This is a genomic window from Kitasatospora sp. NPDC098663, from assembly GCF_044760075.1.
GTDB lineage: Bacteria > Actinomycetota > Actinomycetes > Streptomycetales > Streptomycetaceae > Kitasatospora.
Genome location: NZ_JBIWAP010000023.1, coordinates 85,158 through 110,531 on the forward strand (window position 1 = coordinate 85,158; position 25,374 = coordinate 110,531).

Sequence of the window (25,374 nt, forward strand, 5' to 3'; positions counted from 1 at the left end):
ACAACCTTCACTCGACGAGTTGCGCCCCGTCCCGCTGGGCGGAGCAGCTGCGGCGGAAGGTGCAGCGGTCGCAGCCGCCGCCGGTCTGCGGGACGAAGCGCTCGGCGAGGACCCGGCCGGCCGCGTCGGCGAGCAGGTTCTCGATCCACGGCTCGCCCTCCGGCGGGTCCTGCCGCTGCACCTTGGGGGCGTCCTGGGCGGCCTTGGCGGCGGGCTCGCGCAGGTGGACGAGTTCGGCGCCGCCGGTGGCCGGGGGGCGGTCGGCGAAGCCGGGCAGCTCGTTGAGCGCCCCGGCGCGGACGGCGAGCTGGTAGACGGCCAGCTGCTTGTGCTCGGGCAGCGACCTGTCGGTGGGGATCTGCTTGCCGGTCTTGAAGTCGACGACGTAGGCGCGCCCGGCCGCGTCCTTCTCGACCCGGTCCATCGAGCCGCGGATGCGCACCGAGACGCCGCCGGCGTCGAGGGTGACGTCGAAGCCGTGCTCGGTGGCGACGAGGTCGCGGCCGCGTTCCAGCACGTGCCAGTTGAGGAAGCGCTCCAGGGCGGCACGGGCCTGGGTCTTCTCCTGCTGGGACTTCCAGGGCGCGTCGAAGGCCAGCGCGTCCCAGACGGTGTCCAGGCGTTCCATCAGGACGGCGAGGTCGGCGGGGGTGCGCCCGGAGCCGACCTCGTCGGCGAGCGCGTGCACGACGTTGCCGAAGCCCTGGGCGGCGGAGCCGGGTGCGCGGGCCTTGACCTCCTTGTCCAGGAACCACTGCAGCGAGCAGTTCTCCAGTTGCTCCAGGCCGCTGCCGGACAGCCGCACCGGCAGGTCGGCGCTGCGCAGCGGGTCGGGGGCGGCGGTGGCGTCGGCCAGGCCCCACCAGCGGTCGGGGCGGGCGGCGGGCACCAGCGGCAGGCCCTCGTCGTCGGTGGCGGCGGCGAGCAGGGCGAGCCGTTCGGCGGCGGCCCGGCGCAGTTCGGGCGACCGGGCCGGGTCGACGGTGACGGCCCGCAGTTCGGCGACCAGCGCGGCGACGGACAGCGGGCGGCGCGGGCGGTGGGTGACGTCCTCGACGACGACCGGCGGGGTGCGGCGCACGACCCTGCCGGTCCGCGGGTCGACGTCCTCGCGGTAGAGCTCGCGCAGGAAGCGGGAGGGCTCGTCGCCGTCGTCGGCGGGGGCCTTGACGGCGGTGACGATCAGCCGTTCCCGGGCGCGGGTCGCGGCGACGTAGAAGAGCCGGCGCTCCTCGCCGAGCAGGGCACCCGGGGAGAGCGGTTCGGCGAGGCCGTCGCGGCCGATCCGGTCGGCCTCCAGCAGGGAGCCGCGGCGGCGCAGGTCGGGCCAGAGGCCGTCCTGGACGCCGGCGACGACGACCAGGCGCCACTCCAGGCCCTTGGAGCGGTGGGCGGTCATCAGCCGGACGGCCTCGGGGCGCACGGCCCGGACGGTGAGGGTGTCGGCGGCGATGTCCTGGGCGTCGAGCTCGGCGAGCAGGTCGAGGGCGCCGCGGTGGCCGGTGACCTGCTGCTCGGCGCGGGCGGCGGTCTCGAACAGGGCGCACAGCGCGTCGAGGTCGCGGTCGGCGTTGCGGCCGGCGCCGCCGCCGCGCAGGGCGGCCCGTTCCAGGCGCTCGCGCCAACGGCGGCTGCCGTCCCACAGCTCCCAGAGCGCCTCCTCGGCGGTGCAGCCGCCGGCGAGGCGTTCGCGGACCTTGCGCAGCAGGGTCCCGAGGTCGCGGGCCCGGCGGGCGTGGGCGGGGTCGAGGGCGATCAGCCGCTCGGGTTCGGCGAGGGCCTCGCGCAGCAGGTCGCCGGCCGGGCGGGGAGCGGCCGGGTCCCCGTCGGCGCGCAGGGCGGCGCGTTCCTCCTCGCGCAGGGCGCGGCCGAGGCGGCGCAGGTCGGAGCCGTCGAGGCCGCCGAGCGGGCCGGTGAGCAGGGCGTGGGCCAGGTCGGTGGTGAGCGGGTCGGGTGTGTCGGGGTCGCCGTTGCGGTCGCGGGCGGCCTGCTCGGCGCAGACCCGCAGGGCGAGCAGCAGGTGGGCGACGGCCGGCTCCTCGCGCAGCGGCAGGTCGTCGCCGTCGATCTCCAGCGGGACGCCGGCCGCGCTGAGCGCCCGCCGCACGCCGGGGATGGAGCGGGCGCCGGCCCGGACCAGGACGGCCATCTCGCCCCAGGGAACGCCGTCCTCCAGGTGGGCGCGGCGCAGCAGGTCGGCGATCGAGTCGAGTTCGGCGCCGGGGGTGGGGTAGGTGTAGACCTCGGCCCGGCCGCCCTCGCGGGAGGGCAGCAGCGCGCGGTGCTGGGCGAGCTTGTCGGCGGGCAGCCGGCCCATCGGCATCCGCCGGGCGAGCTCCCGGGAGGCGGCGAGCAGGACGGCGCCGGAGCGGCGGGAGACGCGCAGCACCTTGACGTCGGCGGGTTCGCCGTCGGCCCGGCGGAAGGTCTGCGGGAAGTCGAGGATGCCGTTGATGTCGGCGCCGCGGAAGGCGTAGATCGACTGGTCGGGGTCGCCGACCGCGACGAGTTCGCGGCCGCCGCCGGCCAGCTGGCGCAGCAGCCGGACCTGGGAGGGGTCGGTGTCCTGGTACTCGTCGACGAACACCACCTCGTAGCGCCGGCGCAGTTGTTCGGCGACCTCGGGGCGTTCGGCGAGCAGGACGGCCCGGTGGACGAGTTCGGCGTAGTCGAGGACGCCGCGCAGGTCGAGCACGTCGAGGTAGTCGGCGAGGAAGTGCGCGGCGGCGGCCCAGTCGGGGCGCTGGACGCCCTGGGCGAAGCGCTCCAGTTCGGCTTCGCCCAGGCCCAGCTCGCGGCTGCGGGCGAGGACGGCGCGGACCTCGTCGGCGAAGCCCCGGGTGGTCAGGCAGGCCCGCAGGTCGAGCGGCCAGTGGATCCGGGAGCTGCCGAGTTTCGCGTCCTCGGCGCCGCCGGCCAGCAGTTCGCGGACCATGACGTCCTGCTCGGGGCCGGAGAGCAGCCGCAGCGGTTCGGCGTAGTCCTGCGGGTCCTGGTGGGCGCGCAGCAGGGCGTAGCTGAAGGAGTGGAAGGTGGTGGCCTGGGGGGCGGCCGAGGAGGAGCCGAGCCGGGCGGACATCCGGTCGCGCAGTTCCGTCGCGGCCTTGCGGCTGAAGGTGAGGACGAGGATGCGCTCGGGGTCGGTGCCGTTCTCGATCCGCCGGGCGACGGCCTCGACCAGGGTGGTGGTCTTGCCCGTCCCGGGGCCGGCGAGCACCAGCAGCGGCCCGCCGCCGTGCTCGACCACGGCGCGCTGGTACTCGTCCAGCACGGGTGGGGCGGGCTGGACGAGCGGGCTGCGCACGAGCCGGTACGGGGAACTCACGGAGGCGGATCCTGGGGTTGTGCTGGAGGCGTGGCCGGGCGGGCCCGCCGGGGCCCGCCCGTATCGAGCCTACGATCCTGCCCCGTCATTCCCGTCGGCGCGGCGGTTTCGCGGCATCCCCGGTCCGCGGCGACAGTCCGCGGCGGCCCGGTCCGCATTCCGCGTTCCGCGGCTGCCTCAGTGCGCGGCGTCCGGCTCCTGCCCGTCCCAGCGGGCCCGTCGCAGGTCGACCCGGGGCGGGTCGGCGAGTTCGCGCAGCGGGGTGCCCTCCTCGCCGTAGTGGGCGAGGGCGCGGTGCTCGTGCCCGGGCAGGAAGCGGCCGTCGGCGCGGATGACCCGCCACCAGGGGACGGAGCCGCCGTACAGGGCCATCACCCGGCCGACCTGCCGGGGGCCGCCCTGGCCGAGGTACTCGGCAACGTCCCCGTAGGTCATCACCCTGCCGGGTGGAATCCGCTCGGTCAGGTCGAGCACCAGTTCGGCGAAGGGCGGCAGGGTGTCCGGGAGGCCGTCGTCTGTTACGTCCGTCACCTGGGGCATTCTTCCTCACGGGGGCGCACCCGTGGCCCCGCACGTACGATCCGCCGCGCCCGATCCGGCCCCTGTCCAGCACGGGGCGCCGAGGCATGCCACCATCTTCGGGGCGGTGAGTGGTGATACGAGGACAAGACCAGATGACCGGGACGGCTGACGTGGGTGTGGACGAGGACTCCGACGAGTCCGCCGCCGCCGTGCCCTCGGCTCCCGGTGGTGGGCCCGCGACCGGGCCGACTCCGGAAGTCTCCCTGATCAAGGACCTGACGATCAAGACCCCCGCGCCCGCCGAGGCCTCCGAAGAACCCGCCGAACCCTTTGAAGCCGCCGAGGCCGCCGAGGACCCCGGGGGACCGGCCGCCGCCGCACCGCCGGCCCGGCGCCCGCTGCCCGACTACCACGACCCGCTGGACGGCACCCCGCACCTGGACGTCGACGAGCCCCTGCTCGCCGCCCGGGCGCACCGCCCGTCCGACCTGATCCGCTTCCTGGCCGGCGTATTCGGCATAGTCGCCGTCTTCGTGCTGGCGGGCATCGCCACCTCGACCACCACCGGCATCGAACAGGACATCGCCACCAACGCGCCGCACTTCTCCGCGGTGCTCTCCACCATCACCGGCCTGCTCTCCAGCGTCGCGGTGCTCGCCGTGCCGCTGGCCTTCGCGGTCGAGCGGCTGATCAAACGCGACGGCCTGCGGGTCGCCGACGGCGTGCTCGCCTCGGTGCTCGCCTACGGCGTCTCGCTGGGCATCGACTGGTGGGTGGCCGAAGGCGCCTCCGACCACATCCGGGACGCGCTGACCAGGCTGCCGATGGACAGCAACGGCACCCTCACCGACCCGGTGCACGGCTACCTCGCCCCGGTGATCGCCTACATGACCGCGGTCGGCATGTCGAGCCGCCCCCGGTGGCGGGTCGCCCTGTGGGTGGTGGTGGTCTTCAGCGGGATCACCGAACTGCTCGGCGGCTACACCACCCCGCTGTCGCTGCTGCTCACCGTCCTGATCGGCTGGTCCGTCGCGTACGGCACGCTGTACGCGATCGGCTCCCCGAACATCCGGCCCACCGGCCAGCACCTGATGATCGGCCTGCGCAAGGTCGGCTTCACCCCGGAGAGCGCCCACCGCGCCCCGGACGCGCCCGGCGGCACCCGCCGCTACTACGTCACCCAGCAGAGCGGCCCGCCGCTGGACGTCCACATCATCGACCGCGAGCAGCAGGCCTCCGGCTTCTTCTACCGGGCCTGGCGTCGGCTGCGGCTGCGCTCGGTGGCGGTGCGCCGCAGCCCGCAGTCGCTGCGCCAGGCGCTGGAGCAGGAGGCCCTGATCGCCTATGCGGCGGCCGCCTCGGGCGCCCGCGCGCCGCAGCTGGTCGCCACCTCCGAGCTGGGCCCGGACGCCGCGATCCTGGTCTACGGCAAGGTCGAGGGCCGCATCCTGGACGAGCTCTCCGACGAGGAGGTCACCGACCAGGTGATGGCCTCGCTCTGGGAGTCGGTGGCGGCCCTGCACGAGCGCCGGATCGCCCACCGCCGGCTGACCGGCGAGTCGCTGCTGGTGGTGGACGAGAAGACGGCCTGCCTGGTCAACCTCTCCGGCGGCGACATCGCCGCCACCGACCTGACGCTGCGCATCGACGTCGCCCAGCTGGTCACCACCTTCGCGCTGCGGATCGGCCCGGAGCGGGCCGTCGCCACCGCCAACGCGGTGCTCGGCGCCGACCGGGTCGCCCAGGCGCTGCCGCTGCTCCAGCCGGTCGGGATGAGCCGCTCCACCAGGGTCGACCTCGCACGGCTCACCAAGGAGCGCAAGACCGTCGCCCGGGCCAGGGCGCTGGAGCAGGTCGCGGCCGGCGAGCGCACCCAGCAGCAGGCCGAGGAGGACATCGCGGTGGCCGGCGAGGACCTGCTCAGCCGCATCCGCGGCCAGATCCTCCAGATCGCCCCCGAGGCCCCGATGGAGCCGGCCAAGCTGGAGCGGCTGAAGCCGAAGAGCCTGATCATGGTGATCGCGCTCACCTTCGCCGCCTACCTGGCGCTGACCACCATCAAGCCGGCCCAGCTCAAGCTCTCCCAGATGGACTGGGTCTGGGCGGCGGCGGCCCTGCTGGCGGCCGCCGCCAGCTACGTCGCCGCCGCGATGAGCCTGACCGGCTTCGTCCCGGAGAAGCTGCCGTTCCGGCGCACCGTCGCGGCCCAGCTGGCCGGCTCCTTCGTCAAACTGGTCGCCCCCGCCGCGATCGGCGGCATCGCGCTCAACACCCGCTACCTGCAGAAGGCCGGGATCCGCTCCGGCCAGGCGGTGGCCTCGGTCGGCGCCTCCCAGCTGGCCGGCCTGGCCGGGCACTTGCTGCTGCTGTTCAGCTTCGGCCTGATCACCGGCAGCCAGACCAACGGCGACCTGTCCGCCTCCCGCGCGGTGATCATCGGCGTGCTGACCGCCGCCGTGCTCGCCCTGGTGGTGGCGGCGGTCGCGCCGCTGCGCCGGTTCGTGCTGGGCCGGCTGCGCTCGCTGTTCTTCGGCGTGGTGCCGCGGATGCTCGACCTGATGCAGACGCCCAGCAAGCTGGTCACCGGCTTCGGCGGCATCCTGCTGCTGACCCTCTCCTTCACCGCCTGCCTGGACGCCTCGGTGCAGGCCTTCGGCGGCGACGTCAGCTTCTCGGCGGTCGCGGTGGTCTTCCTGACCGCCAACGCGGCCGGCTCGGCGATCCCCACCCCGGGCGGCATCGGCCCGGTCGAGGTCGCCCTGATCGGCGCCCTGACGGTCGCGGACGTGTCGCCGGCGGTCGCCACCCCGGCGGTCTTCCTCTACCGGGCGCTCACCTTCTGGCTGCCGGTGCTGCCGGGCTGGATCTCCTACAACATGCTGCAGCGCCGCGGCGCGCTCTGACGTCCACCGGACACGCGGAAGGGCCCGCCGAGGCGGGCCCTTCCGATACGTTCCGGCGTCTGCGTTCCGGCGTCCTAGGCCGGCCGGACAGGTCCTAGTAGACCGGCTTGTGCGGCTCGATCTGGCTGACCCAGCCGAGCACGCCGCCGCCCAGGTGGACGGCGTTGGCGAAACCGGCCGCCTTGACCACGGCCAGCACCTCGGCCGAGCGCACGCCCGACTTGCAGTGCAGCACGATCTTGCGGTCCTGCGGCAGCTTCTCCAGGGCGTCGCCCATGAGGAACTCGTTCTTCGGGATCAGCACCGCGCCGGGGATGTTGACGATCTCGTACTCGCCGGGCTCTCGGACGTCGATCAGGAAGATGTCCTCCTCGTCGTCCTGCCACTGCTTGAGCTGCGCCGAGGTGACGGTCGAGCCGGCGGCGGCGGCCTGCGCCTCCTCCGACACGACGCCGCAGAAGGCCTCGTAGTCGATCAGCTCGGTGACCGTCGGGTGCTCGGAGCAGACGGCGCAGTCCGGGTCCTTGCGGACCTTCACCTGGCGGTAGTTCATCTCCAGGGCGTCGTAGATCATCAGCCGGCCGACCAGCGGGTCGCCCACGCCGGCCAGCAGCTTGATCGCCTCGGTGACCTGGATCGAGCCGATGGACGCGCACAGCACGCCCAGCACGCCGCCCTCGGCGCAGGAGGGGACCATGCCCGCCGGCGGGGCCTCCGGGTAGAGGCAGCGGTAGCAGGGGCCGTGCTCGGCCCAGAACACGCTGGCCTGGCCGTCGAAGCGGTAGATCGAGCCCCACACGTACGGCTTGCCGAGCAGCACCGCGGCGTCGTTCACCAGGTAGCGGGTGGCGAAGTTGTCGGTGCCGTCCACGATCAGGTCGTAGCCGGAGAAGATCTCCATGACGTTGGAGTTGTCGAGGCGCTCCTCGTGGAGGATCACGTCGACGTAGGGGTTGATCTCCTTGACCGAGTCCCGCGCCGACTCCGCCTTGGAGCGGCCCACGTCCGACTGGCCGTGGATGATCTGGCGCTGCAGGTTCGACTCGTCGACCACGTCGAACTCGACGATGCCCAGCGTGCCGACACCGGCCGCGGCCAGGTACATCAGCGCGGGCGAGCCCAGGCCGCCGGCGCCGACGCACAGCACCTTGGCGTTCTTCAGCCGCTTCTGCCCGGCCATGCCCACGTCGGGGATGATCAGGTGGCGGGAGTACCTGCGGACCTCGTCAACGGTGAGCTCGTCGGCCGGCTCGACCAGGGGTGGCAACGACACGGGGACTCCGATGGGTGTCTGGTTCAGGTGGCCTGGGCCAGCCTCATGGTGGTTGCTGCGCCGCCACGCGGGTGGCTCCTAGGCCAACAGTGTCACGCCCCTCCGGTATTCCGAGACAGCTCGTCCGATGGGCGAGACGGCCGGCGTCGGATCGTGGGACCGCCCGCCGGAGCCCGGAAAAGCGCCCCGGGCCTGCGCCGACAGGCCGGGGGCGCTCCCGGTGGCCGCTCAGACCCGGCAGGCCGTCTCCAGCCAGACGTCCCCGAGCGACTCCTCCAGCGGCACCTGTGTCCGCCAGCCGAGACGGTCCCGGGCGGTGCGCACGTCCGCCTGCCGCCACGGCACCGGCTCCCCCGCCGCAACCCGGCCCTCCGGCCGGTGGCCCGGCAGGTGGTGGCCCGGCAGGTGGTGGCCGGGCAGGTGGTCGCCGACCGGGCCGCCGGCCGGCACGGGCAGCAGGACCTGCCGGTTCTCCTCGACGATCGCGCCCTCGAAGCCGGACGCCCGGACCAGCAGCTGGGCCGCGTCCCGGGCCCGGACGGCATGCCCGCTGCCGATGTTGACCACCCCGGTGGCGGCCGACACCGCCGCCGCCTGGATCGCCCGGGCGACGTCCCGCACGTCCACGAAATCCCGGTATCCGGACAGGTCCGGCATCCGCACCTGGGCCTCGTCCCGCTCCAGGGCCCGCCGCAGCCCCTCCGCGAGCCGCCCGAACAGCGAGGCGGTCGGCGCCCCCGGTCCCACCACGTCGAACACCCGCAGCACCGCCGCGTCCAGGCCCGACGCCAGCACCAGCTCCGTCCCGGCCAGCTTGGACACCCCGTACGGGCCGACCGGCCGCGGCTCGGCCTGCTCCGACACCGGCACGCCGCCCGGCACCGGGCCGTACTCGGCGGCCGAGCCGACGTGCACCAGCCGGGCCGGCTCCCGGCTGCGCCGGATCGCCTCGCAGACGGTGGCGACGGCCAGCGTGTTCGACCGGATCAGGGTGCGCGAGCTGCCGTAGGTGGCGCCCGCGCAGTTGATCACCACCTGCGGCGCGACCGCGTCCAGGAACCGGGCCAGCGCGCCCGGGCTTCCGGTGGTCAGGTCGAAGCGGATGTCGGCCGAGTCGCGCCGGCCGAGCACCGTCACCTGCAACTCCTGGTCCATGAGCAGACGATCGGTGACCCGGCGGCCGATGAAACCGTCGGCGCCCAGCAGCAGCACCCTCATCGGGGGCGTCCTTCCACGAAGCGAGGTCGGGGACGACCTGGCGGACTGAAATCAAGAGCGGACTGAAGTGAGAGCAACGAGAAGGGGGCGGCACCCGGGGCCGCACCGGCGGGCGGGGCTCAGCGGTGCGAACCGGCCCGGCCGAGCACCGCCCAGGCGTACGCCAGCAGCACCGCGGCGACCGCGCCGCCGCCGAGCAGCCCGGCCGCCGGCCCGGAGCGGCCCAGGGCGAGCAGCCCGAGCGCCGCGGCGGGCCCGGCCAGCGCACCCGCCGCGGCGGCCGCCGTCCGGCCGCAGCGGGCCAGCAGCGCGGGCAGCACCAGCAGCAGGCCCAGCACGCCCTGCGCCGCCCACTGCGCGGCGCCGGCCCGTTCGGCCGCCAGGTGCAGCAGGCCCCCGCCGTGGCCCGGCCCGGGGCGCGGCGCGAGGACGGTCAGCACCGCCATCGCGGCGAAGGTCAGCACCGCGAGCACCGCCAGGTGCAGGGCGACCGCCACCGGGAGCACCGGCCGCATCCGGGACCGGAACTCGGCCAGCGTGGCCGCCGCGCCGAGATGGCCGCGGCCGACCTGCCGGTACCAGCGGGCCGCCCGCTCGGCCGACCCGGCCGACACCGCCCCGGCCAGCACCAGCGCGGCGGTCAGCCGCCGGTCCCCGTCCGCCGCGGCCAGCGGGAGCAGCAGCAGCGCGGCCAGACCCAGCCCGTGCCCCAGCGCCGCCGGACGCCACCGGGCGCCGGCCCGCCGCGGCGCCCGCGCCGGGCCCAGCCCGTCCACCGCCCGGCAGGGGCCGGTGTCCGGCGGGCCGGGCTCGGCCGCACGGTCCGCGGCCAGCGCGGGCACCAGCACCAGCGGGACGGCGGCCGGCAGCAACACCAGCCAGCGGGCGCCGAGCGCGACCACGGCCGCACAGGGCAGCGCGGCCAGCGCGGCGGCGGTCAGCGTCGCCCGGGTGGCGGCGGCGCACTCCCGCCCGCTCGGCGGCTCCGGCGCGGGCGGGCGGCGGGGCACCCGTGCGTACAGCTCCTCGGCGAGCGAGAACAGGTCGGCGTGCCGGCAGCGCGCGGCGGCCTGCGGGCCGAGCCCGGCCTCCTCCAGTCCGGCGGCGATCTCCAGTGGGTCGACGGCCCGCTCGCACAGCGCCCGGTGCTCGGCCATCACCTCGCGCACCGGGTCCCCCACCGGGCTCCCGGGGCCGCCCGGCGCCGCGCCGCCCGCCATCAGACGGCCTCCGCGAGGGCGCCGGGGCGCTCTTGCGCGCCGGCGTCGCCGCCCCCGTCCTCCGGCCGCTCGGACCCGGCCGGCCCGGCGCCGTGGCGGCCCTCGGAGCCGTCCGCCGGGTCCGGGGCGCCCTGGCCGCCCGGGCCGTCCGGCGCGCGGCGGCCGTCGGCGAGCCAGTACTCGGCGGGCCGGGCGAACGGGCGCGGCGACTCCCCGGCCGCGCCGCCGGCCCCGCCGCCGGGGAAGGCCGGGTACTGCGAGACCAGTTCCAGGTAGATCTCCCGGAAGGCGCCGATCACCGGCTCCACGGCGAAGCGTTCCTGTGCCCGCAGCCGCCCGGCCAGCCCGAGCCGGGCGCGCCGCTCCTCGTCGCGCAACAGTGCCAGGCAGGCGCCGGCCAGCGCGCGCGGGTCCCGGGCGGGCACCAGCAGCCCGGTCGGCCCGACCACCTCGCGGGCCACCCCGACGTCGGTGGACACCACGGCCCGGCCGCTGAGCATCGCGTCCGCGAGCAGCCGGGGGCTGTGCTGGGACAGCGCGGAGAACACGGCCAGCGTGCCGCCCTCCCAGGCCTCGGCGAGCGAGCCGGGCCGCCCGGCGAAGTGCACCGCCGCGGCCAGTCCGAGCCGCTCGGCCAGCGCCGCGCAGTGCGCCCGGTAGCCGGGCGCGGCCTCCTCGCCGTGGATCACCAGCCGGGTCCGCGGCAGGTCGGCGCGCACCTGCGCGAAGGCGTGCAGCATCAGCTCGGTGTCCCGCCCCGGCTCCAGCGCGCCCGCCCACACCAGGGTCGGCGCGGCGGGCTCGGGCCCGGCCGCCGGGCGGACCACCGCGGGCGTCCCCTCGTACACCACCCGGGTGCGCGCCGGGTCGGCCCCGCAGCGGCGCTGCCACTGCTGGTCGTGGGCGCTGCCGGGGGTCAGGACGGCCGCCTGCCGGTAGGTCTCCTCGGTGAGCGCCCGGAAGTACGCCAGCAGCAGCGCCCGGACCGGCCACCGGTACGGCGTCTCGCGGTGGCCGAGGTACTGCTCGCGCAGGTGCAGGCCGTGCTCGGTGACCACGAACGGCACCCCGTGCAGGTACCGGGCGACCAGTGCGGGCAGCGCCGCGGGGCCGCCGCCGACCACGTGGCACAGGTCGGCGCCGCCGAGGCCGTCGGGCCCGGTGCCGTACCAGGGCGCGGACAGCGGCCGCAGGCACTGCTCCAGCAGGTCCGCCGCGACCAGCACGTCGCGGACCAGCGGCTGCCCGGCCGAGGTCTCCGCGCCCGGCAGCCGCCAGACCCGCTCCAGGGTGCGCCGGGCGTGCGCGGAGGCGAGGAAGGCGGGCAGCGTGCCGTCCTCCCGGGCGAGGACGGCCAGCCGGTACAGCCCGGCCCCGAAGCCGGCCCGCTCTCCCGGCAGCACCAGGGCTCTGACCAGGTCCTCGTACGCCCGGGCGTACTGGCGTCCGCGCAGCGTGCCGGGCACCCGGCCGCCCGGCCGACGCCCCCACAGCGCCAGCTCGCGCGCCCCGCGCCAGGCGGGGGACAGCCGCTCGGCGGCGCCCTGGCCGCCCTGGCTTCCCTGACCGGTGAGCAGGTACAGCCCGAACTCGTGCTCCGGCAGGCCCGCGGCCAGCCGGTCGCACCAGCCTCCGGCGCCGCGCCGGGAATGTGGGCCGGCACCCTCGGTGAGCAGGGCGATGCGCACGGGAGACCTCCAGGGCAGAGCGGATCACGGGCGGGCGGATCACGGGCGGGCGGGATCGACGGACGGCTTGAGCGGCTCAGGTGGCCACCGGGGCGGCCCCGCACGGCGGCGGGGACGGTCCGGGGGCGAGGAGTCCGGTCGGCCGGGTACGACACCGCGACGCTCCCCCGGGGCGGGGCACCACCGAGCGGTGGTGCGGCCGTCCGGCCCGACGGTCCGGCCGCGCCCCTCCGCGATCCGTTCCCCCGGGCGCACGCCCGTTCCGGCGGGCCGGGCCCGACCCGCCGGGCCCCCTGGTGCGGCCGCCCTCCGGATTTCCCCGGCGTCCGCGGCCTCCCCCACACCTGTTCGGTCCGACAGCAGAAAGGTAGGACCGGGCCCGGGCAATCCATCGGTCACATGCCTGGTTGCCACCTGAACGAGTGAACGGGCGTGACCTCGCCCCGAACCGGGCCGTTACCGGGCGGTCCGCGCGGCCGGGCGCCGGTCGCCGGCCTCCCCGCTCATGGCGGACGATGGGAGTGACCTTGTTCGCCGCCGCGAGGGGCCCCGGGTCCACGATGCCGGCCCGCGCTCCGCGCTTGGTGACGCCGCCGGTGCGGTGCGTCACGAAGTCCGGATTCCGACGGCCCGGACGGCCGTTCCGGCCCCTGTCACACCCCTGCCGACGCCGAGGTCAGCGCCGTATTGTGGGCTCCTGACAAGGAGGCCGAGGTCCTTTTCTCACTCCCGCCGAACGCGGAAGCGGTTACCGAAAAGTAGAATCGGCCCTCTTGCCAGCCCCGAACAACCGAAGTGAGGAGCGCCGTGACGGCCATCCAGGAGGCGCAGGAGCGCCCGCGCGGTGCCCGCCTGCCGCGAAGCGCCCGCCGTGAACAACTGCTCGGTGCCGCCCAGGAGGTGTTCGTCGCGCAGGGTTACCACGCGGCCGCCATGGACGACATCGCCGACCGCGCCGGGGTCAGCAAGCCGGTGCTGTACCAGCACTTCCCCGGGAAGCTGGAGCTGTACCTGGCGCTGCTGGACAAGCACTGCGACGCCCTGGTCGAGTCGACCCGCGACGCACTGTCGACGACCACCGACAACAAGCTCCGGGTCGCCGCGACGATGGAGGCGTACTTCAACTACGTCTCCGGCGAGTCCGGCGCGTTCCGCCTGGTCTTCGAGTCGGACCTGACCAACGAGCCGGCCGTGCGCGAGCGGGTCGAGCGGGCCTCCGAGGCGAGCGCGACGCTGGTCAGCAAGGTGATCCAGGAGGACACCGACCTGCCCGAGGCGGAGTCCAAGCTGCTCGCCGCCGGGGTCTGCGGCCTGGCCCAGATCACCGCCCGGTACTGGCTGTCGCAGGGCCTGGACATCCCCCGCGACGAGGCGGCGCGACTGGTCGCCAGCCTGGCCTGGCGCGGGCTGAAGGGCTTCCCGATGCACCCCACCTCGGAGGGCGGGGAAGCCCTCTAGCAGGGATGATCCACCGAGCTTCGCCGCCGCGGTGATCCCGTGCTCTATGGTGAAGCCGTACGGCGCGGTCGTCGCGAACGCTTGTCCCAGGCGGTCGGGGTGTCCGCGCGTGGAGGCTGCAACCCCGGAGGGACGGAAGCCGTGGAGGTCAAGATCGGCGTGCAGAACACGCCGCGCGAGATCGTGATCGAGAGCACGCAGAGTGCCGATGAGATCCAGAGCGCGATCGCCAAGGCGCTGGAGGGTTCGGAGAAGCTCTTCGCGCTGACCGACGAGCACGGCCGCCGCGTCATCGTCCCGGCCGAGCGCCTGGCGTACGTGGAGATCGGCGAGCAGGCCGCCCGCAAGGTCGGCTTCGGCACCGCCTGAGGCGTCGTCCGAGCTGCTCACCCGGTGCCCCGCTCCCCCAGGGAGCGGGGCACCGTTGCGTGTACGGCCGGGTCGGCCGGGGTACGGCGACAAGTGCGGCCGCCGGCGCCGCGCGCCCGTCCCCGGGGAGGCAGTTTTGCTGGTCGAGTCGATCGCCTTCGCCCTCGTCGGCCTGGCCGCGGGCCTGGCCGCACTGCTGGCGCGGCCCGCGTACTTCCGGGCGGCCCGCACCCTGACCGTGGGCACCGCCCTGGCGGCGGCGCTGCTCGGCGGGACGGTGGCGCACTTCTGCCTGGACGGGCGCTTCCCGGCGGCGTCGATCGCGGCCTCGGCGCTGGCCTCGGCGGTGCTGACCACGACGCTGGCCCGACCGGACCTCGCCGCCGGGCGGGCCCCGGCGCACCGGCACCACCCGCACCGGGCCGGTGTCCACCGCACGCGGCGCCACCGGCCGGCCTGACCCCTGGTTCCCGGGGCCGGACAAGGCTCAGCTGGCCAGGCCCAGGGCGGCCATCCGCCGGGTGTGCGCCTCGGTGATCCGGTTGAACATCTTGCCGACCTCGACCAGGTCGAAGCCCTGCACCTGGACGCCGCCGACCAGCAGGTTGGACAGCGCGTCCCGCTCGGCGACCACCCGCTGGGCCTGGCTGAGCGCCTCGCCCATCAGCCTCCGGCCCCACAGCGCGAGCCGGCCGCCGGAGCGCGGGTCGGCCTCGATCGCCTGGCGCACCTTGTCCACCGCGAACTGGGCGTGCCCGGTGTCGGACATGACGCCGAGCACCAGGTCGCGGGTGTCGTCGTCGAGCCGGACGGCGACCTCGCGGTAGAAGTCGGTCGCGATGGCGTCGCCGACGTAGGCCTTGACCAGGCCCTCCAGCCAGTCCGAGGGCGCGGTCATCCGGTGGAACAGCTCCAGCGGCTCGACGAACGGGCGCATCGCCTCCTGCGGGTCGGCGCCGATCTCGGCGAGCCGGTCGTGCAGGCGCTGGTAGTGCTGGAACTCGGCGGAGGCCATCCGGGCCAGCGCCGCCTTGTCGGCGAGGTCCGGCGCCAGCTTGGCGTCCTCGGCGAGCCGCTCGAAGGCGCTCAGCTCGCCGTAGGCGAGTGCGCCGAGCAGATCCAGTACCGCCGCCCGGTAGCCGGGGTCGGCCGAGCACGCGGCCCAGTCCCCGATCGAGCCGGCCGCGGCGTCCTGCGTCTCACCATGGGTCTCCATGACCCGCCACCTTAGTCCCGCCGGCCCGGGGGACCCACCCTGACCGGCCGCCGGCCGGTCGCCCGGGTGACCGGCCGGAACACTCCTTCCGGCCCGGGTCGGAAGGGGCAATGTCAGACGCGTCACGTGTTCGAGTCGTCGCCTGACTGTATGGTGGTACGGAGCCCCGTCGTGTTCGCACGGTGTCACCGCCGTCTCGGTGTCCCGCGCAAGCCCGCTCCGAAGCGGCACCGTCCATCCGGACGTGTCCGCACCGGAGCCACGGGTACTCACGTACGCGGATGCCCGGTCGGAGAGCCGATCGGCTCCGACCATGGCTTGGACTTCAAGCCTTGGCACCGCATCAGTGGCCGAGCGAGGGCCGCCGAGACCGCGCCCCCTGGCGAAGGTCCCGCGCAGGTCCCTCATGGGAATCCTCCCCGACGCCGCCGGCGACGCGCCCCGCACGGGGCAGCACGCACCGGCCGGCCGCAGGGACCGGCGCGGTTGTGCGTCCGCTCAGCTGCATCAGGGCCGCCAGGCCCGTACGCAGCCGTGCGGCTGCCCGCCCGCCGCTCGCTCTCGGCCCCTTTCACACGGAAGAGGCAGCACCCTGTCCACCACCGCTGAACCCATCAAGACCACGTTCCGGGATCTGGGAATCCTCCCGGAGACCGCCGAGGCGCTCGAGTCCGTCGGCATCGTCCACCCCTTCCCCATCCAGGAGATGACCCTCCCGGTCGCGCTGACCGGCCACGACGTCATCGGCCAGGCCAAGACCGGTACCGGCAAGACCCTCGGTTTCGGCCTCCCGCTGATCGAGCGGTGCGTCGTGCGCGCCGACGTGGACGCCGGCCGGGCGACCGAGGAGCAGCTCTCCGACGGCCCGCAGGCGCTCATCGTCGTCCCGACGCGTGAGCTCTGCACCCAGGTCACCAACGACCTGCAGACCGCCGGCAAGGTCCGCGACGTGCGCGTCCTGGCCGTCTACGGCGGCCGCGCGTACGAGCCGCAGGTCGAGGCGCTCGCCAAGGGCGTCGACATCGTGGTCGGCACCCCGGGCCGCCTGCTGGACCTGGCCGGGCAGAAGAAGCTGAACCTGTCCAAGGTCCGCTCGCTGGTCCTGGACGAGGCCGACGAGATGCTCGACCTCGGCTTCCTGCCGGACGTCGAGAAGATCATCACCATGCTGCCGGCCAAGCGGCAGACCCTGCTGTTCTCGGCCACCATGCCGGGCCAGGTCATCAGCCTCGCCCGCCGGTACATGAGCCAGCCCACCCACATCCGGGCCGCCGCCCCGGACGACACCGGCACCACCGTCGCCAACATCGAGCAGCACATCTTCCGCGCGCACTCGCTGGACAAGGTCGAGCTCGTCTCGCGCATCCTCCAGGCCGACGGCCGCGGGCTGGCGATGATCTTCTGCCGGACCAAGCGCACCGCCGCCGACGTCGCCGACCAGCTGACCCAGCGCGGCTTCGCGGCCGGCGCCGTCCACGGCGACCTCGGCCAGGGCGCCCGCGAGCAGGCGCTGCGCGCGTTCCGCAACGGCAAGGTCGACGTGCTGGTCTGCACCGACGTCGCCGCCCGCGGCATCGACGTCGAGGGCGTCACGCACGTGGTCAACTACCAGTGCCCCGAGGACGAGAAGACCTACCTGCACCGGATCGGCCGCACCGGCCGGGCCGGCGCCTCGGGCACCGCCGTCACCCTGGTCGACTGGGACGACATCCCGCGCTGGCAGCTGATCAACAAGGCGCTGGAGCTGACCTTCAACGACCCGGAGGAGACCTACTCCACCTCGCCGCACCTGTACGAGCTGCTGAAGATCGCGCCGGGCACCAAGGGTGTGCTGCCGCGTTCGGAGCGGACCCGGGCCGGGCTCGGCGCGGAGGAGGTCGAGGACCTCGGCGAGACCGGCGGGCGCGGTGCGCGCACCCCCCGGGCCAAGGGCCCGCGCAGCGGCTCCGGCCGCACCGGCGCCCCCGAGGCCGCCGTGGCGACCGAGGAGAAGCCGCGCCGCACCCGTGAGCGCCGCCGCACCCGCGGGGGCTCCGCGGTCGCCGAGGGCGAGGCCGGGAGCGTCGTCGAGGCCCCCGCGGCCCCGGCCGTCGAAGGCACCGAGGGCGAGGCGGCCCCGCGCCGCCGTCGCCGCCGTTCGCGCGGCGCCGCCGCCGGCGAGGCCGCCGTGGTGGCCGAGGCCGTCGCGGTGACCGAGGCTGCCGTGGCGGCTCCGGTCACCGAGGCTCCGGCCGCGGTGGCCGTCGTGGCCGCCGCCGAGGCCGTCATCGAGGCCGCCGTCGAGGAGAAGCCGGCCGCCCGCACCCGGAAGCGCGCCGCCCGCAAGCCGAAGGCGGAGGCCGTCGAGGCCCCGGCAGTCGAGGCCGTCGAGGCCCCGGCCGCCGAGGCCGTCGTCGCGAAGAAGCCAGCCACCCGGACCCGCACCCGCAAGCCGAAGGCGGAGGCCGTCGCCGAGGCCCCGGCCACCGAGGCCGCCGTCGCGGAGAAGCCCGCCACCCGGACGCGCACCCGCAAGCCCAAGGCCGAGGCCGCGACCGCCCCGGCGGCTCCGGAGGCTGCGGAGGCTGCGGCCGCCGACGCCGCGACCGAGGTCCCGGCCCCGCGCAAGCGCACCCGGGCCCGCAAGGCCGCCGCCGCGCCGGAGGCCACCCCGGAGAGCTGACGCACCCCGCCCCGGAGGGGGCGGGCCGGGCCCCTCGCGGTCCGGCCCGCCCCCTCCGGCGTTCCGGCGTTCCGGCGTTCCGGCGTTCCGGCGTTCCGGCGCAGGCTGGATAGGGTCGGGGTTACCGGCCAGTCGCCCGCAGGAGAGCAGCCCATGAGCACGCCGCCGTTCCTCACCCTTCCCCGCTGCGCCCGCGCGCTGCGGCTGTCGACCAGCCGCGGCGGGTTCGCCGCGCTGCGGGCCGAGCCGGACGGGCCGGCGCGCGGCTCGGCGCTGCTGGTGCCGGGCTTCACCGGCAGCAAGGAGGACTTCATCGCCCTGCTGGAGCCGCTGGCGGCGGCCGGCTACCGGGTGACCGCCGTCGACCAGCGCGGCCAGTACGAGACCGGCGGCCCGGACGACCCGGCCGCGTACGCCGTCGAGGCGCTGGGCGCGGACGTCCGGGCGCTCACCGAGGCCGTGGCCGCCGACGGCGGCGGGCCGCCGCACCTGCTGGGGCACTCCTTCGGCGGCCAGGTGGTCCGGGAGGCCGTGCTGGCCGCGGCCTCGGACGGCCCGTCGCCGTGGCGCTCGCTGACCCTGATGTCCACCGGCCCGGGCGCGATCGACCCGGCCGAGGCGGCCCGTACCCAGTTGCTGCTGGACGTGCTGCCGGTCATGAGCCTGGAGGAGATCTGGCAGGTCATGCGGCAGATGGAGGAGGGCAGCGGGGACCAGAAGCAGCGCCCGGAGCCGGCCGTCGCGGAGTTCCTGCACCGCCGCTGGCTGGCCAACGTGCCGCTGTCGCTGGGCGTCACCGGTGGCCATCTGGTCGCCGCGCCGGACCGGGTGGCGGAGCTGGCCACCGCCACCGCCGACCTGCCGGTGCTGGTGCTGTCCGGGGTGCGGGACTACGCCTGGCCGGTGCCGGAGCAGACCGGGATGGCGGAGCGCCTGGGGGCCCGCCGGGTGGTCGTCGAGGACGCCGGCCACTCCCCCAACGCCGAACGCCCGGCCGCCACGGCCGAGGCACTGGCCGCGTTCTGGGCCTGAACCGGACCGGTCCCGGAGAGTGGTCTGAACCACTTCCCGAAGTTCGACCGTCCTCAACACAGGACAAAAGTCGTTAGTTACGGTAATCTTTGATTCTGTCCGGGAATCATCGCCGGCCCCCGCGTCGGCGCGAATCAGCCGAAACCTGGACTTCACGGTCGGGCAACGGCCCGGAAGCACCACCACGTCACCGTGGTTCACGAGGCACCAGACGCACCAGGCAAGCAGGGGGAGCCCTTGCCGCAGCAGACCGCCGCACGTACGACCCGATCGATCCGGCCGCACCGCCGGACCCGCAGGACCCCGAAAGGGCTGGTACCCACTCAGCCGCAATCGCCCCGACCGACGGGGCAAGAAGAGGAGACGCCCATGACGAAGACCATGCGCTTCGAGATCGTCCGACTGGACGACGCCAACGGCTCCGCCGCCGACCGCCTGATAGCCGACGCCGAGACCGTCCGCGAGTTCGTCCAGGCCGCCGCCCGCACCGGTGAGCGCCTGCTCATCCGCCCGTGCCCGACCGTCTGACCACGCGCGGCGCCTCCGACCGGGAGCCCTCACCCGCCGCCGACGAGCCGGGAGCGTCCGATCCGGACGTTCCGATACCCGACTGACGCCCTGTCACCGCGATCGCCGATGACGGGGCGTCAGTGCGTCCGGGCCCTGCGCCCGTAGACGTTTGCCGCCGCCCGCGACGGGACATCCCCCAACGGGAACCGCCCGTGCCGCGCCGCCCCACCCCGCGCAGAACGGGCCCCGCCACCGACAGGTGCCGCCGAGCCCTCCGTACGGGTGATCGTCCTTGACGCGGCGGTCCGGAGGGAGGAGCGTTGTCGCCTATGAGGGGCGAGCCAAGCTGCCCGAGGTGCGCCGGTCGGGTCCGCGCCCCCGGTCTGTTCTCAGACACCTGGCAGTGCGACCGGCACGGAGCCGTGCACCCGATGCAGCCCGTGCTGCCACCGAGCGTCGAAGCCCTGGGCGTAGCCGTCGCCCGCTCGCAGGTCCCCGTCTGGCTGCCCTGGCCGCTCCCGGTCGGCTGGCTCTACACCGGCATCGCCCACGTCGGCGACGACGTCTCCGGCGCCCGGGCCACCGCCGTCGCCTGCTCCGGGCCGGCCCCGCTCGGCGGCTTCGGCGAGCTGGTGCTCGTCGCCGAGGAGCTGGGGGTCGGTCTCGGCGCCCGCTACGCCGGGATGCCCGGGCCCGATCCGGGCGACTCCGTCGGCCTCTACAAGCCCGCCGACGCCAAACTGCTGGCCGCCGGCCGGCCCACCCCGATGTTCCACGTCCCGGACGCCCCGGCCGACCGCGCGGTGTTCGTCGGCGAGGCCCGCGGTCTCTGGCTCTGGGCGGTCGCCTGGCCCGAGCAGTCGGCCCTGGTGATGTACGACGAACTCGTCCTCACCGACCTGCGCGAGGCCGGCGCCGAACTGGACCTGCTCCCCTGCGGGGCCCTCTCCCCCCGCCTGCTGGGATAGGTCCTGTCCGGCCGGGGCCCGGCGCCCTGTCCTATCCTGGGCGGCACCCCGAGCCCCCAGGAGTCCGCCCCGTGCGCATCGACCTGCACGCCCACAGCAACGCCTCCGACGGCACCGACAGCCCGGCCGAGCTGGTCGCGGCGGCCGTGGCCGCGGGCCTTGACGTCGTGGCGCTCACCGACCACGACACCGTCGCGGGCCACGCCGAGGCCGCCCGGGCGGTGCGCGCGCTGCCGGACGGCAGCCGGCTGACCGTCGTCCCGGGCGCCGAGCTGTCCTGCGTGGTGGGCGGCGTCAGCATGCACCTGCTGGCGTACCTGTTCGACCCGGAGGAGCCGGAGTTCGCGCGCGAGCGGGAGCTGGTGCGCACCGACCGGTTCCGGCGCGGGCGGGCGATCGTCGAGCGCTGCCGCGAACTCGGCGCGGACATCAGCTGGGAGCAGGTGCAGCGGATCGCCGGGGCCGGCTCGGTCGGTCGCCCGCACATCGCCAGCGCGCTGGTCGAGGCGGGCGTCGTGGCCACCGTCTCGGACGCCTTCACCGCCGAGTGGCTGGCCAACGGCGCCCGGGCGGACGTCCGCAAGCACGAGACCGACCCGATCGAGGCGGTCCGGCTGGTCCGGGCGGCCGGCGGGGTGCCGGTGTTCGCCCACCCCGGCGCGGTCAAGCGCGGGCGGACCGTCCCGGACCAGGTGATCGCCGACCTCGCGACGGCCGGGCTGGCGGCGCTGGAGGTCGACCACACCGACCACGACGAGGAGACCAGGGTGCGGCTGCGCGGCCTGGCCGGCGAGCTGGGGCTGCTGGTCACCGGCTCCAGCGACTACCACGGCAGCCGCAAGACCGTCCGGCTCGGCGAGCACACGACCGATCCCGCGGTGTACGAGGCGCTGCTGGCGCAGGCCACCGGCGCGAAGCCGATCGGCGGCTGAGGGCCGCGCCGGGGTGCGGGGGCGCGGCGGGAGCGCGGGGCCAGGACGGAGGCCCGTGACCTGAGCCCCGGTCAGTCCAGCCGGACGCCACGGCGGTCCGGGTCGCGCAGGTCGGCGCCCTGGTCCAGCCAGCGCTCCTGGAGCGCGGCCGCGCCGTGCACCCGCTTCCAGCCGGCCTCGTTGGGCGTCATCGGCAGCAGCGGCAGGAAACGGACCGGGTCGGCCGGCTCGTCCAGCTCCAGGTCCGGCACCAGACCGCCCGGCTCGGCGGCCAGCACCGAGGTGAACGGCGCGCCGTCCCACAGCGGGGCGCCGAGGTCCAGCGAGCCGCCGGGGGCCACCACCAGTCCCTCGACCTGCGGGGTCGCGGCCAGGGTGGCCAGGCTGCGCAGCACGCTGTCGCGCCCGCCGCGGACGGTCAGCACCAGTTCGGCGCGCGGGCCGCGCAGTTGGTCGGCCACCGGCGCGGTCGGGTCGGCCATCGGCGCGGCGGACATGCCGAGCGTCGCGTACCGGACCAGGCCGTCGGCGTCCGGGCCGAAGCGCAGCACCTCGATCCGGTCGGTGCCGAGGAAGGTGACCGCGGCGCGTCCGCTCGGCTCGCCGAAGGTGGTGATCAGCCGGGCCTCGACGGCGGCCAGCACCGCCTCCCGGGAGAGCGCCGGGGAGCTGCCGCCGTGGGGTTCGCCGAAGAGCGGGAAGTCGTGCGCCATGCCGGTGAGCGTAACCCCCGGGGGCGGGCCGGCCGTGTGCGGGAGGCCCGGGCAAAGCCTCGGGAAAGCCCGGGGCGCCGATGGTCGGTCAGATGTTAGGGTGAGCGACTGGCCACCGGGAATCCTCAGGTTCCCGGGGCAGCGGCACGAAGGAGGTGGTTGCGGTGGATACCGGCCGACCATGCAGTACCGGCAGCTCTACCCGGCCCCGACTTCCCCGCACCCCTCGCCACGCAGGCTGAACCGGCTGATCCAGCCGAGGTAGCCCGGGCAGGCCGGACGCGGACGAACCGGCCGGGAGAGCACCCTCACCCCCCTTCACCGGTGTTCTTCGCCGTCGCACCACGGCCGCCCGCTCCTCCCCCGCCTTCCGACCGGGGGGCCCTGACGCCGCTGTGCGGCGGCTCCTGTTCCAGGGAGCCTGCCATGTCGATGATCAACAGCCTGCGCGCCGCCGTCCGCACCAACCGCCGCCGCTCCGCGGTCGGCGCGTACGACGCCGTCCCGGCGGGCGCCGGCTCGGCGGTCGTCGACTGCGCGGTGTACCAGCACGGCAAGCGCCACGGCGAGACCTGCAGCCCCCGCGAGGCCGCCCGCCGAATCAAGGCCGCACACCAACTCCCGGACGGGGACGGCTCGTTCAGCTGGATCGGGCTGCACGAGCCGACCGAGGCCGAGTTCGAGGGCATCGCCCAGCGCTTCGGCCTGCACCCGCTCGCGGTCGAGGACGCGGTGCACGCGCACCAGCGGCCCAAGGTCGAGCGCTACGACGACGTGCTGTTCGCCGTCTTCAAGACCATCCGCTACGTCGAGCACGACCAGCTCACCCCGACCAGCGAGGTGGTGGAGACCGGCGAGTTGATGGTCTTCGCCGGTCGCGACTTCGTGATCACCGTCCGGCACGGCGGCCACGGCTCGCTGCAGGAGCTGCGGCACCGGCTGGAGGCCGACGCGGACGAGTCCGGGCTGCTCGCCAAGGGCCCGTCCGCGGTGCTGCACGCGATCGCCGACCACGTCGTGGACAACTACCTGCTGGTCTCCGAGCGGTTGCAGAACGACGTGGACGAGATCGAGTACGGCGTCTTCTCGGCCAAGGGCGGGCGCAGCGCCGACGTCGGCCGGGTGTACCAACTCAAGCGCGAGGTCCTGGAGTTCAAGCGAGCCGTGGTGCCGCTGCTGCGCCCGATGCAGCAGCTGTCCGAGCCGCTGCAGCGCCTCGTCGACCCGGACATCCAGAAGTACTTCCGGGATGTCGCCGACCACCTGGCCCGGGTCACCGAGCAGGTGCACGGCTTCGACGAACTGCTGAACTCGCTGCTCCAGGCCAATCTGGCGCAGGTCTCGGTGGCGCAGAACGAGGACATGCGCAAGATCACCGCCTGGGCGGCGATCTTCGCCGTGCCCACCATGATCACCGGCGTGTACGGCATGAACTTCGAGTACATGCCCGAACTGCACCACAAGTACGGCTACCCGATGGTGCTCGGCGCCATCATGCTGATCTGCGTCGGGATGTACCGGGGCTTCCGCCGCAACGGCTGGCTGTAGTCGCCCGCGGCGCCCGCCGGCCGCTACCGCCGACCGCCGCGGGCGACCAGGACCAGGCCCACCAGGATCAGCACCACCGCCGGATACGCCGCCGCCGGGGGCCACTGGCCGAGCCAGAGGGCGGCGATCAGGGCCGCGCCCGGGGTCTCCAGCAGGATCGCGGTGGAGGTGATCGACGGGCCGAGGGTGCGCACCACGCGGTTGCTCAGCGAGTGGCCGAGCAGCTGGGCGGCGACCATCAGCAGCACGATCTGCCACCACACCCCGGCCGGCCAGCCGGCCAGCGGCGTCCCGGCGACCAGGCAGATCGCCAGCAGGCCCGCCGCCGTGGTGGCGTAGCAGACCAACGTGTACGCGGTGGTGCTGACGGTCTTGCGGACCTCCGCACCCAGCAGCACGTACCCGGCGGCGGCCAGGCCCGCGCCGAGGGCGAGCGCGTCGCCGAGCAGCGCGCGCGGGGAGAGCGAGAGGTCGACGCCGGTCAGCACCAGCACGCCGGCGAAGGCGACGCCCGTGCCGAGCCAGACCATCCGGGGGGCGCGCACGCCGAGCAGGCGCATCAGCAGGATGGTCCACAGCGGGGTGGTGGTGACCAGGGCGGTCGCCGAGGCCACCGAGGTCATCCGCAGGCTGGGCATCCAGAGCGCGAAGTGCACGGCGAGCAGCGCGCCCGCCGCGATCGCGAGCAGCAGCGCCCGCCGGCCGATCCCGCGCAGTTCGGCGCGGTGGCGCAGCAGCGCGTACGGGCCGAGGACGCCGACCGACATGACGTTGCGCCAGAACGCGATCGCCAGCGCGGGCGCGGCGGTGGCGCTGATCAGCGGGCCGGACAGCGAGATGCCGGCGATGGAGACGGCGAGCAGCAGCAGGTCGGCGGTGGGGAGCGGGTGCGCCGGCTCGGTGGCGGTGGCGGCTGGTGCGGGGGCGGTCGCGGGCCGGGCGGCGGGCACGGCGCTCCTCTGCTGGTCACGTGGGCTGGGGCGAGGCGGGGGGGTGAGGCAGGGCGGGGGCCGGGCTGAACCGGGCCGGGGCTGGGCTGGGGCTGGGCTGGGCTGGGGCTGGGCTGGGCTGGGCGCTCCTACGGTAAGGCCCGTGGAAAGCCGATGGAACTGTCGCCCGACGGCTGAGACAACTCGTGGACGGCGGAGGTCGTACGCTGGGCGCCATGGACCGTACGCCCGCCGCCGCGACCGCCGACGACTTCCTCGACCAGGCCCTGCTGGAGGAGGCCGCGAAGAAGTCCGGCCTCCTCTGGGTCCGCGCGGACGGCCAGGAACAGGCCCGCCCGCTCTGGCACGCCTGGCACGACGGCGCCGTGGTGGTGGTCGGCGAGGGCGGCGAGCAGCCGCTGCACGGCCTGACCGCCGGATCCGGCGCGGTGGTGACCGTCCGCAGCAAGGACAAGGGCGGCCGGCTGACCGGCTGGAGCGCCCGGGTCTCCGAGCTGGCCCCCGGCGGCGAGGCCTGGCTGGGCGCCGTCGAGGAGCTCAAGGGCAAGCGGCTGAACGCGCCCGACACCGACACCATCACCGACCGCTGGGCCCGCGAGTGCCGGGTGCTGCGCCTGGAGCCCGCCGGTGCGCTGACCGAGCGTCCGGGCGCGATGCCGGACGCCTCGCACGCCGCCCAGCCGATGCCCACCGCGGCCACCACCCGCCGCCCCGTCCCGGCCGGCCTGCCCAAACTGCTGTTCAAGCGCCGCTAAAGATTCACGCCCGGGACTCCTCGGCTGTGTACCGTGCCTCGTCGGGCTGGGCTCGCGACACGCGGGTAGCCTTGCCCGCAGGTGCGCCCCGGCGTACCCGGCACGGCATCGA

Annotated in this window: 20 protein-coding genes; 11 read left to right on the forward strand and 9 right to left on the reverse strand. The window is 75.2% G+C overall.

Going from position 1 to position 25,374, the window contains the following annotated elements; genetic code table 11:
* Window positions 1-7: 7 nt before the first annotated feature.
* Both ACIQVZ_RS24480 and ACIQVZ_RS24485 read right to left on the reverse strand, forming a co-directional pair.
* Window positions 8-3,325, reverse strand: a complete 3,318-nt coding sequence (locus ACIQVZ_RS24480) for an ATP-dependent DNA helicase (protein WP_350879880.1) — start codon at window positions 3,323-3,325, stop codon at window positions 8-10.
* Between the two features lie 177 nt (window positions 3,326-3,502).
* A complete protein-coding gene (locus ACIQVZ_RS24485; protein WP_402452786.1) occupies window positions 3,503-3,865 on the reverse strand; it encodes an MGMT family protein in 363 nt (120 codons plus the stop codon).
* Window positions 3,866-3,999: 134 nt separating this feature from the next.
* Between ACIQVZ_RS24485 and ACIQVZ_RS24490 the strand changes: the two genes are divergently transcribed.
* Window positions 4,000-6,750, forward strand: coding sequence for a flippase-like domain-containing protein (locus ACIQVZ_RS24490; protein WP_402452788.1), 2,751 nt, complete (start codon window positions 4,000-4,002; stop codon window positions 6,748-6,750).
* 94 nt (window positions 6,751-6,844) lie between these two features.
* On the opposite strand, the gene moeZ is transcribed toward ACIQVZ_RS24490, so the two are convergent.
* The 4 genes from moeZ to ACIQVZ_RS24510 form a co-directional block, all read right to left on the reverse strand.
* On the reverse strand, window positions 6,845-8,023 hold the full coding sequence (gene moeZ / locus ACIQVZ_RS24495) for an adenylyltransferase/sulfurtransferase MoeZ (RefSeq protein ID WP_350879883.1): 1,179 nt from the start codon (window positions 8,021-8,023) through the stop codon (window positions 6,845-6,847).
* Between the two features lie 228 nt (window positions 8,024-8,251).
* The gene (locus ACIQVZ_RS24500) at window positions 8,252-9,241 is read right to left on the reverse strand and encodes an NAD-dependent epimerase/dehydratase family protein (protein ID WP_402452790.1); all 990 of its coding nucleotides are present in this window, start codon (window positions 9,239-9,241) and stop codon (window positions 8,252-8,254) included.
* A 119-nt stretch (window positions 9,242-9,360) separates the two neighbouring features.
* Window positions 9,361-10,461 carry a hypothetical protein gene (locus ACIQVZ_RS24505; RefSeq protein WP_402452792.1) on the reverse strand — a complete coding sequence of 367 codons (1,101 nt, stop codon included), beginning with the start codon at window positions 10,459-10,461 and terminating at the stop codon, window positions 9,361-9,363.
* On the reverse strand, window positions 10,461-12,149 hold the full coding sequence (locus tag ACIQVZ_RS24510) for a DUF3492 domain-containing protein (RefSeq protein ID WP_402452794.1): 1,689 nt from the start codon (window positions 12,147-12,149) through the stop codon (window positions 10,461-10,463). Before ACIQVZ_RS24510 ends, ACIQVZ_RS24505 begins: the two co-directional genes overlap by 1 nt.
* Before the next feature lie 807 nt (window positions 12,150-12,956).
* Here ACIQVZ_RS24510 and ACIQVZ_RS24515 point away from each other — a divergent pair.
* The 3 genes from ACIQVZ_RS24515 to ACIQVZ_RS24525 all read left to right on the forward strand — a co-directional run bounded on the left by ACIQVZ_RS24515 (window position 12,957) and on the right by ACIQVZ_RS24525 (window position 14,436).
* Window positions 12,957-13,607, forward strand: a complete 651-nt coding sequence (locus ACIQVZ_RS24515; protein ID WP_350879887.1) for a TetR/AcrR family transcriptional regulator — start codon at window positions 12,957-12,959, stop codon at window positions 13,605-13,607.
* Window positions 13,608-13,748: 141 nt separating this feature from the next.
* Entirely contained in the window at window positions 13,749-13,976 is a 228-nt protein-coding gene (locus ACIQVZ_RS24520; RefSeq protein WP_063347919.1) for a DUF3107 domain-containing protein, read from the forward strand.
* 136 nt (window positions 13,977-14,112) lie between these two features.
* The gene (locus ACIQVZ_RS24525; RefSeq protein ID WP_350879888.1) at window positions 14,113-14,436 is read left to right on the forward strand and encodes a hypothetical protein; all 324 of its coding nucleotides are present in this window, start codon (window positions 14,113-14,115) and stop codon (window positions 14,434-14,436) included.
* A 27-nt stretch (window positions 14,437-14,463) separates the two neighbouring features.
* On the opposite strand, the gene ACIQVZ_RS24530 is transcribed toward ACIQVZ_RS24525, so the two are convergent.
* A complete protein-coding gene (locus ACIQVZ_RS24530) occupies window positions 14,464-15,192 on the reverse strand; it encodes a ferritin-like fold-containing protein (protein WP_063347921.1) in 729 nt (242 codons plus the stop codon).
* A 706-nt stretch (window positions 15,193-15,898) separates the two neighbouring features.
* On the opposite strand from ACIQVZ_RS24530, the gene ACIQVZ_RS24535 reads away from it, so the two are divergent.
* From ACIQVZ_RS24535 to ACIQVZ_RS24555, 5 genes are all read left to right on the forward strand, one after another.
* The gene (locus tag ACIQVZ_RS24535; RefSeq protein ID WP_402452797.1) at window positions 15,899-17,854 is read left to right on the forward strand and encodes a DEAD/DEAH box helicase; all 1,956 of its coding nucleotides are present in this window, start codon (window positions 15,899-15,901) and stop codon (window positions 17,852-17,854) included.
* A 153-nt stretch (window positions 17,855-18,007) separates the two neighbouring features.
* Window positions 18,008-18,886, forward strand: a complete 879-nt coding sequence (locus tag ACIQVZ_RS24540) for an alpha/beta fold hydrolase (RefSeq protein ID WP_402452799.1) — start codon at window positions 18,008-18,010, stop codon at window positions 18,884-18,886.
* 369 nt (window positions 18,887-19,255) lie between these two features.
* Window positions 19,256-19,414 carry a hypothetical protein gene (locus ACIQVZ_RS24545; protein WP_159398440.1) on the forward strand — a complete coding sequence of 53 codons (159 nt, stop codon included), beginning with the start codon at window positions 19,256-19,258 and terminating at the stop codon, window positions 19,412-19,414.
* A gap of 311 nt (window positions 19,415-19,725) precedes the next feature.
* Entirely contained in the window at window positions 19,726-20,364 is a 639-nt protein-coding gene (locus ACIQVZ_RS24550; protein ID WP_350879890.1) for a DUF6758 family protein, read from the forward strand.
* A gap of 71 nt (window positions 20,365-20,435) precedes the next feature.
* Entirely contained in the window at window positions 20,436-21,296 is an 861-nt protein-coding gene (locus tag ACIQVZ_RS24555) for a PHP domain-containing protein (RefSeq protein WP_402452802.1), read from the forward strand.
* Between the two features lie 71 nt (window positions 21,297-21,367).
* Here ACIQVZ_RS24555 and ACIQVZ_RS24560 read toward each other — a convergent pair whose 3' ends face one another.
* Window positions 21,368-22,009, reverse strand: coding sequence for a suppressor of fused domain protein (locus ACIQVZ_RS24560; protein WP_350879892.1), 642 nt, complete (start codon window positions 22,007-22,009; stop codon window positions 21,368-21,370).
* 426 nt (window positions 22,010-22,435) lie between these two features.
* On the opposite strand from ACIQVZ_RS24560, the gene corA reads away from it, so the two are divergent.
* Complete coding sequence (gene corA, locus ACIQVZ_RS24565) at window positions 22,436-23,557, forward strand: magnesium/cobalt transporter CorA (RefSeq protein WP_350879893.1); 1,122 nt, start codon at window positions 22,436-22,438, stop codon at window positions 23,555-23,557.
* Between the two features lie 23 nt (window positions 23,558-23,580).
* Here the strand turns inward: corA and ACIQVZ_RS24570 are convergent, their stop codons facing one another.
* The gene (locus ACIQVZ_RS24570) at window positions 23,581-24,507 is read right to left on the reverse strand and encodes a DMT family transporter (RefSeq protein ID WP_402452804.1); all 927 of its coding nucleotides are present in this window, start codon (window positions 24,505-24,507) and stop codon (window positions 23,581-23,583) included.
* A 215-nt stretch (window positions 24,508-24,722) separates the two neighbouring features.
* Between ACIQVZ_RS24570 and ACIQVZ_RS24575 the strand changes: the two genes are divergently transcribed.
* Window positions 24,723-25,262, forward strand: coding sequence for a hypothetical protein (locus tag ACIQVZ_RS24575; RefSeq protein ID WP_350879894.1), 540 nt, complete (start codon window positions 24,723-24,725; stop codon window positions 25,260-25,262).
* The last annotated feature ends 112 nt before the right edge of the window (window positions 25,263-25,374 follow it).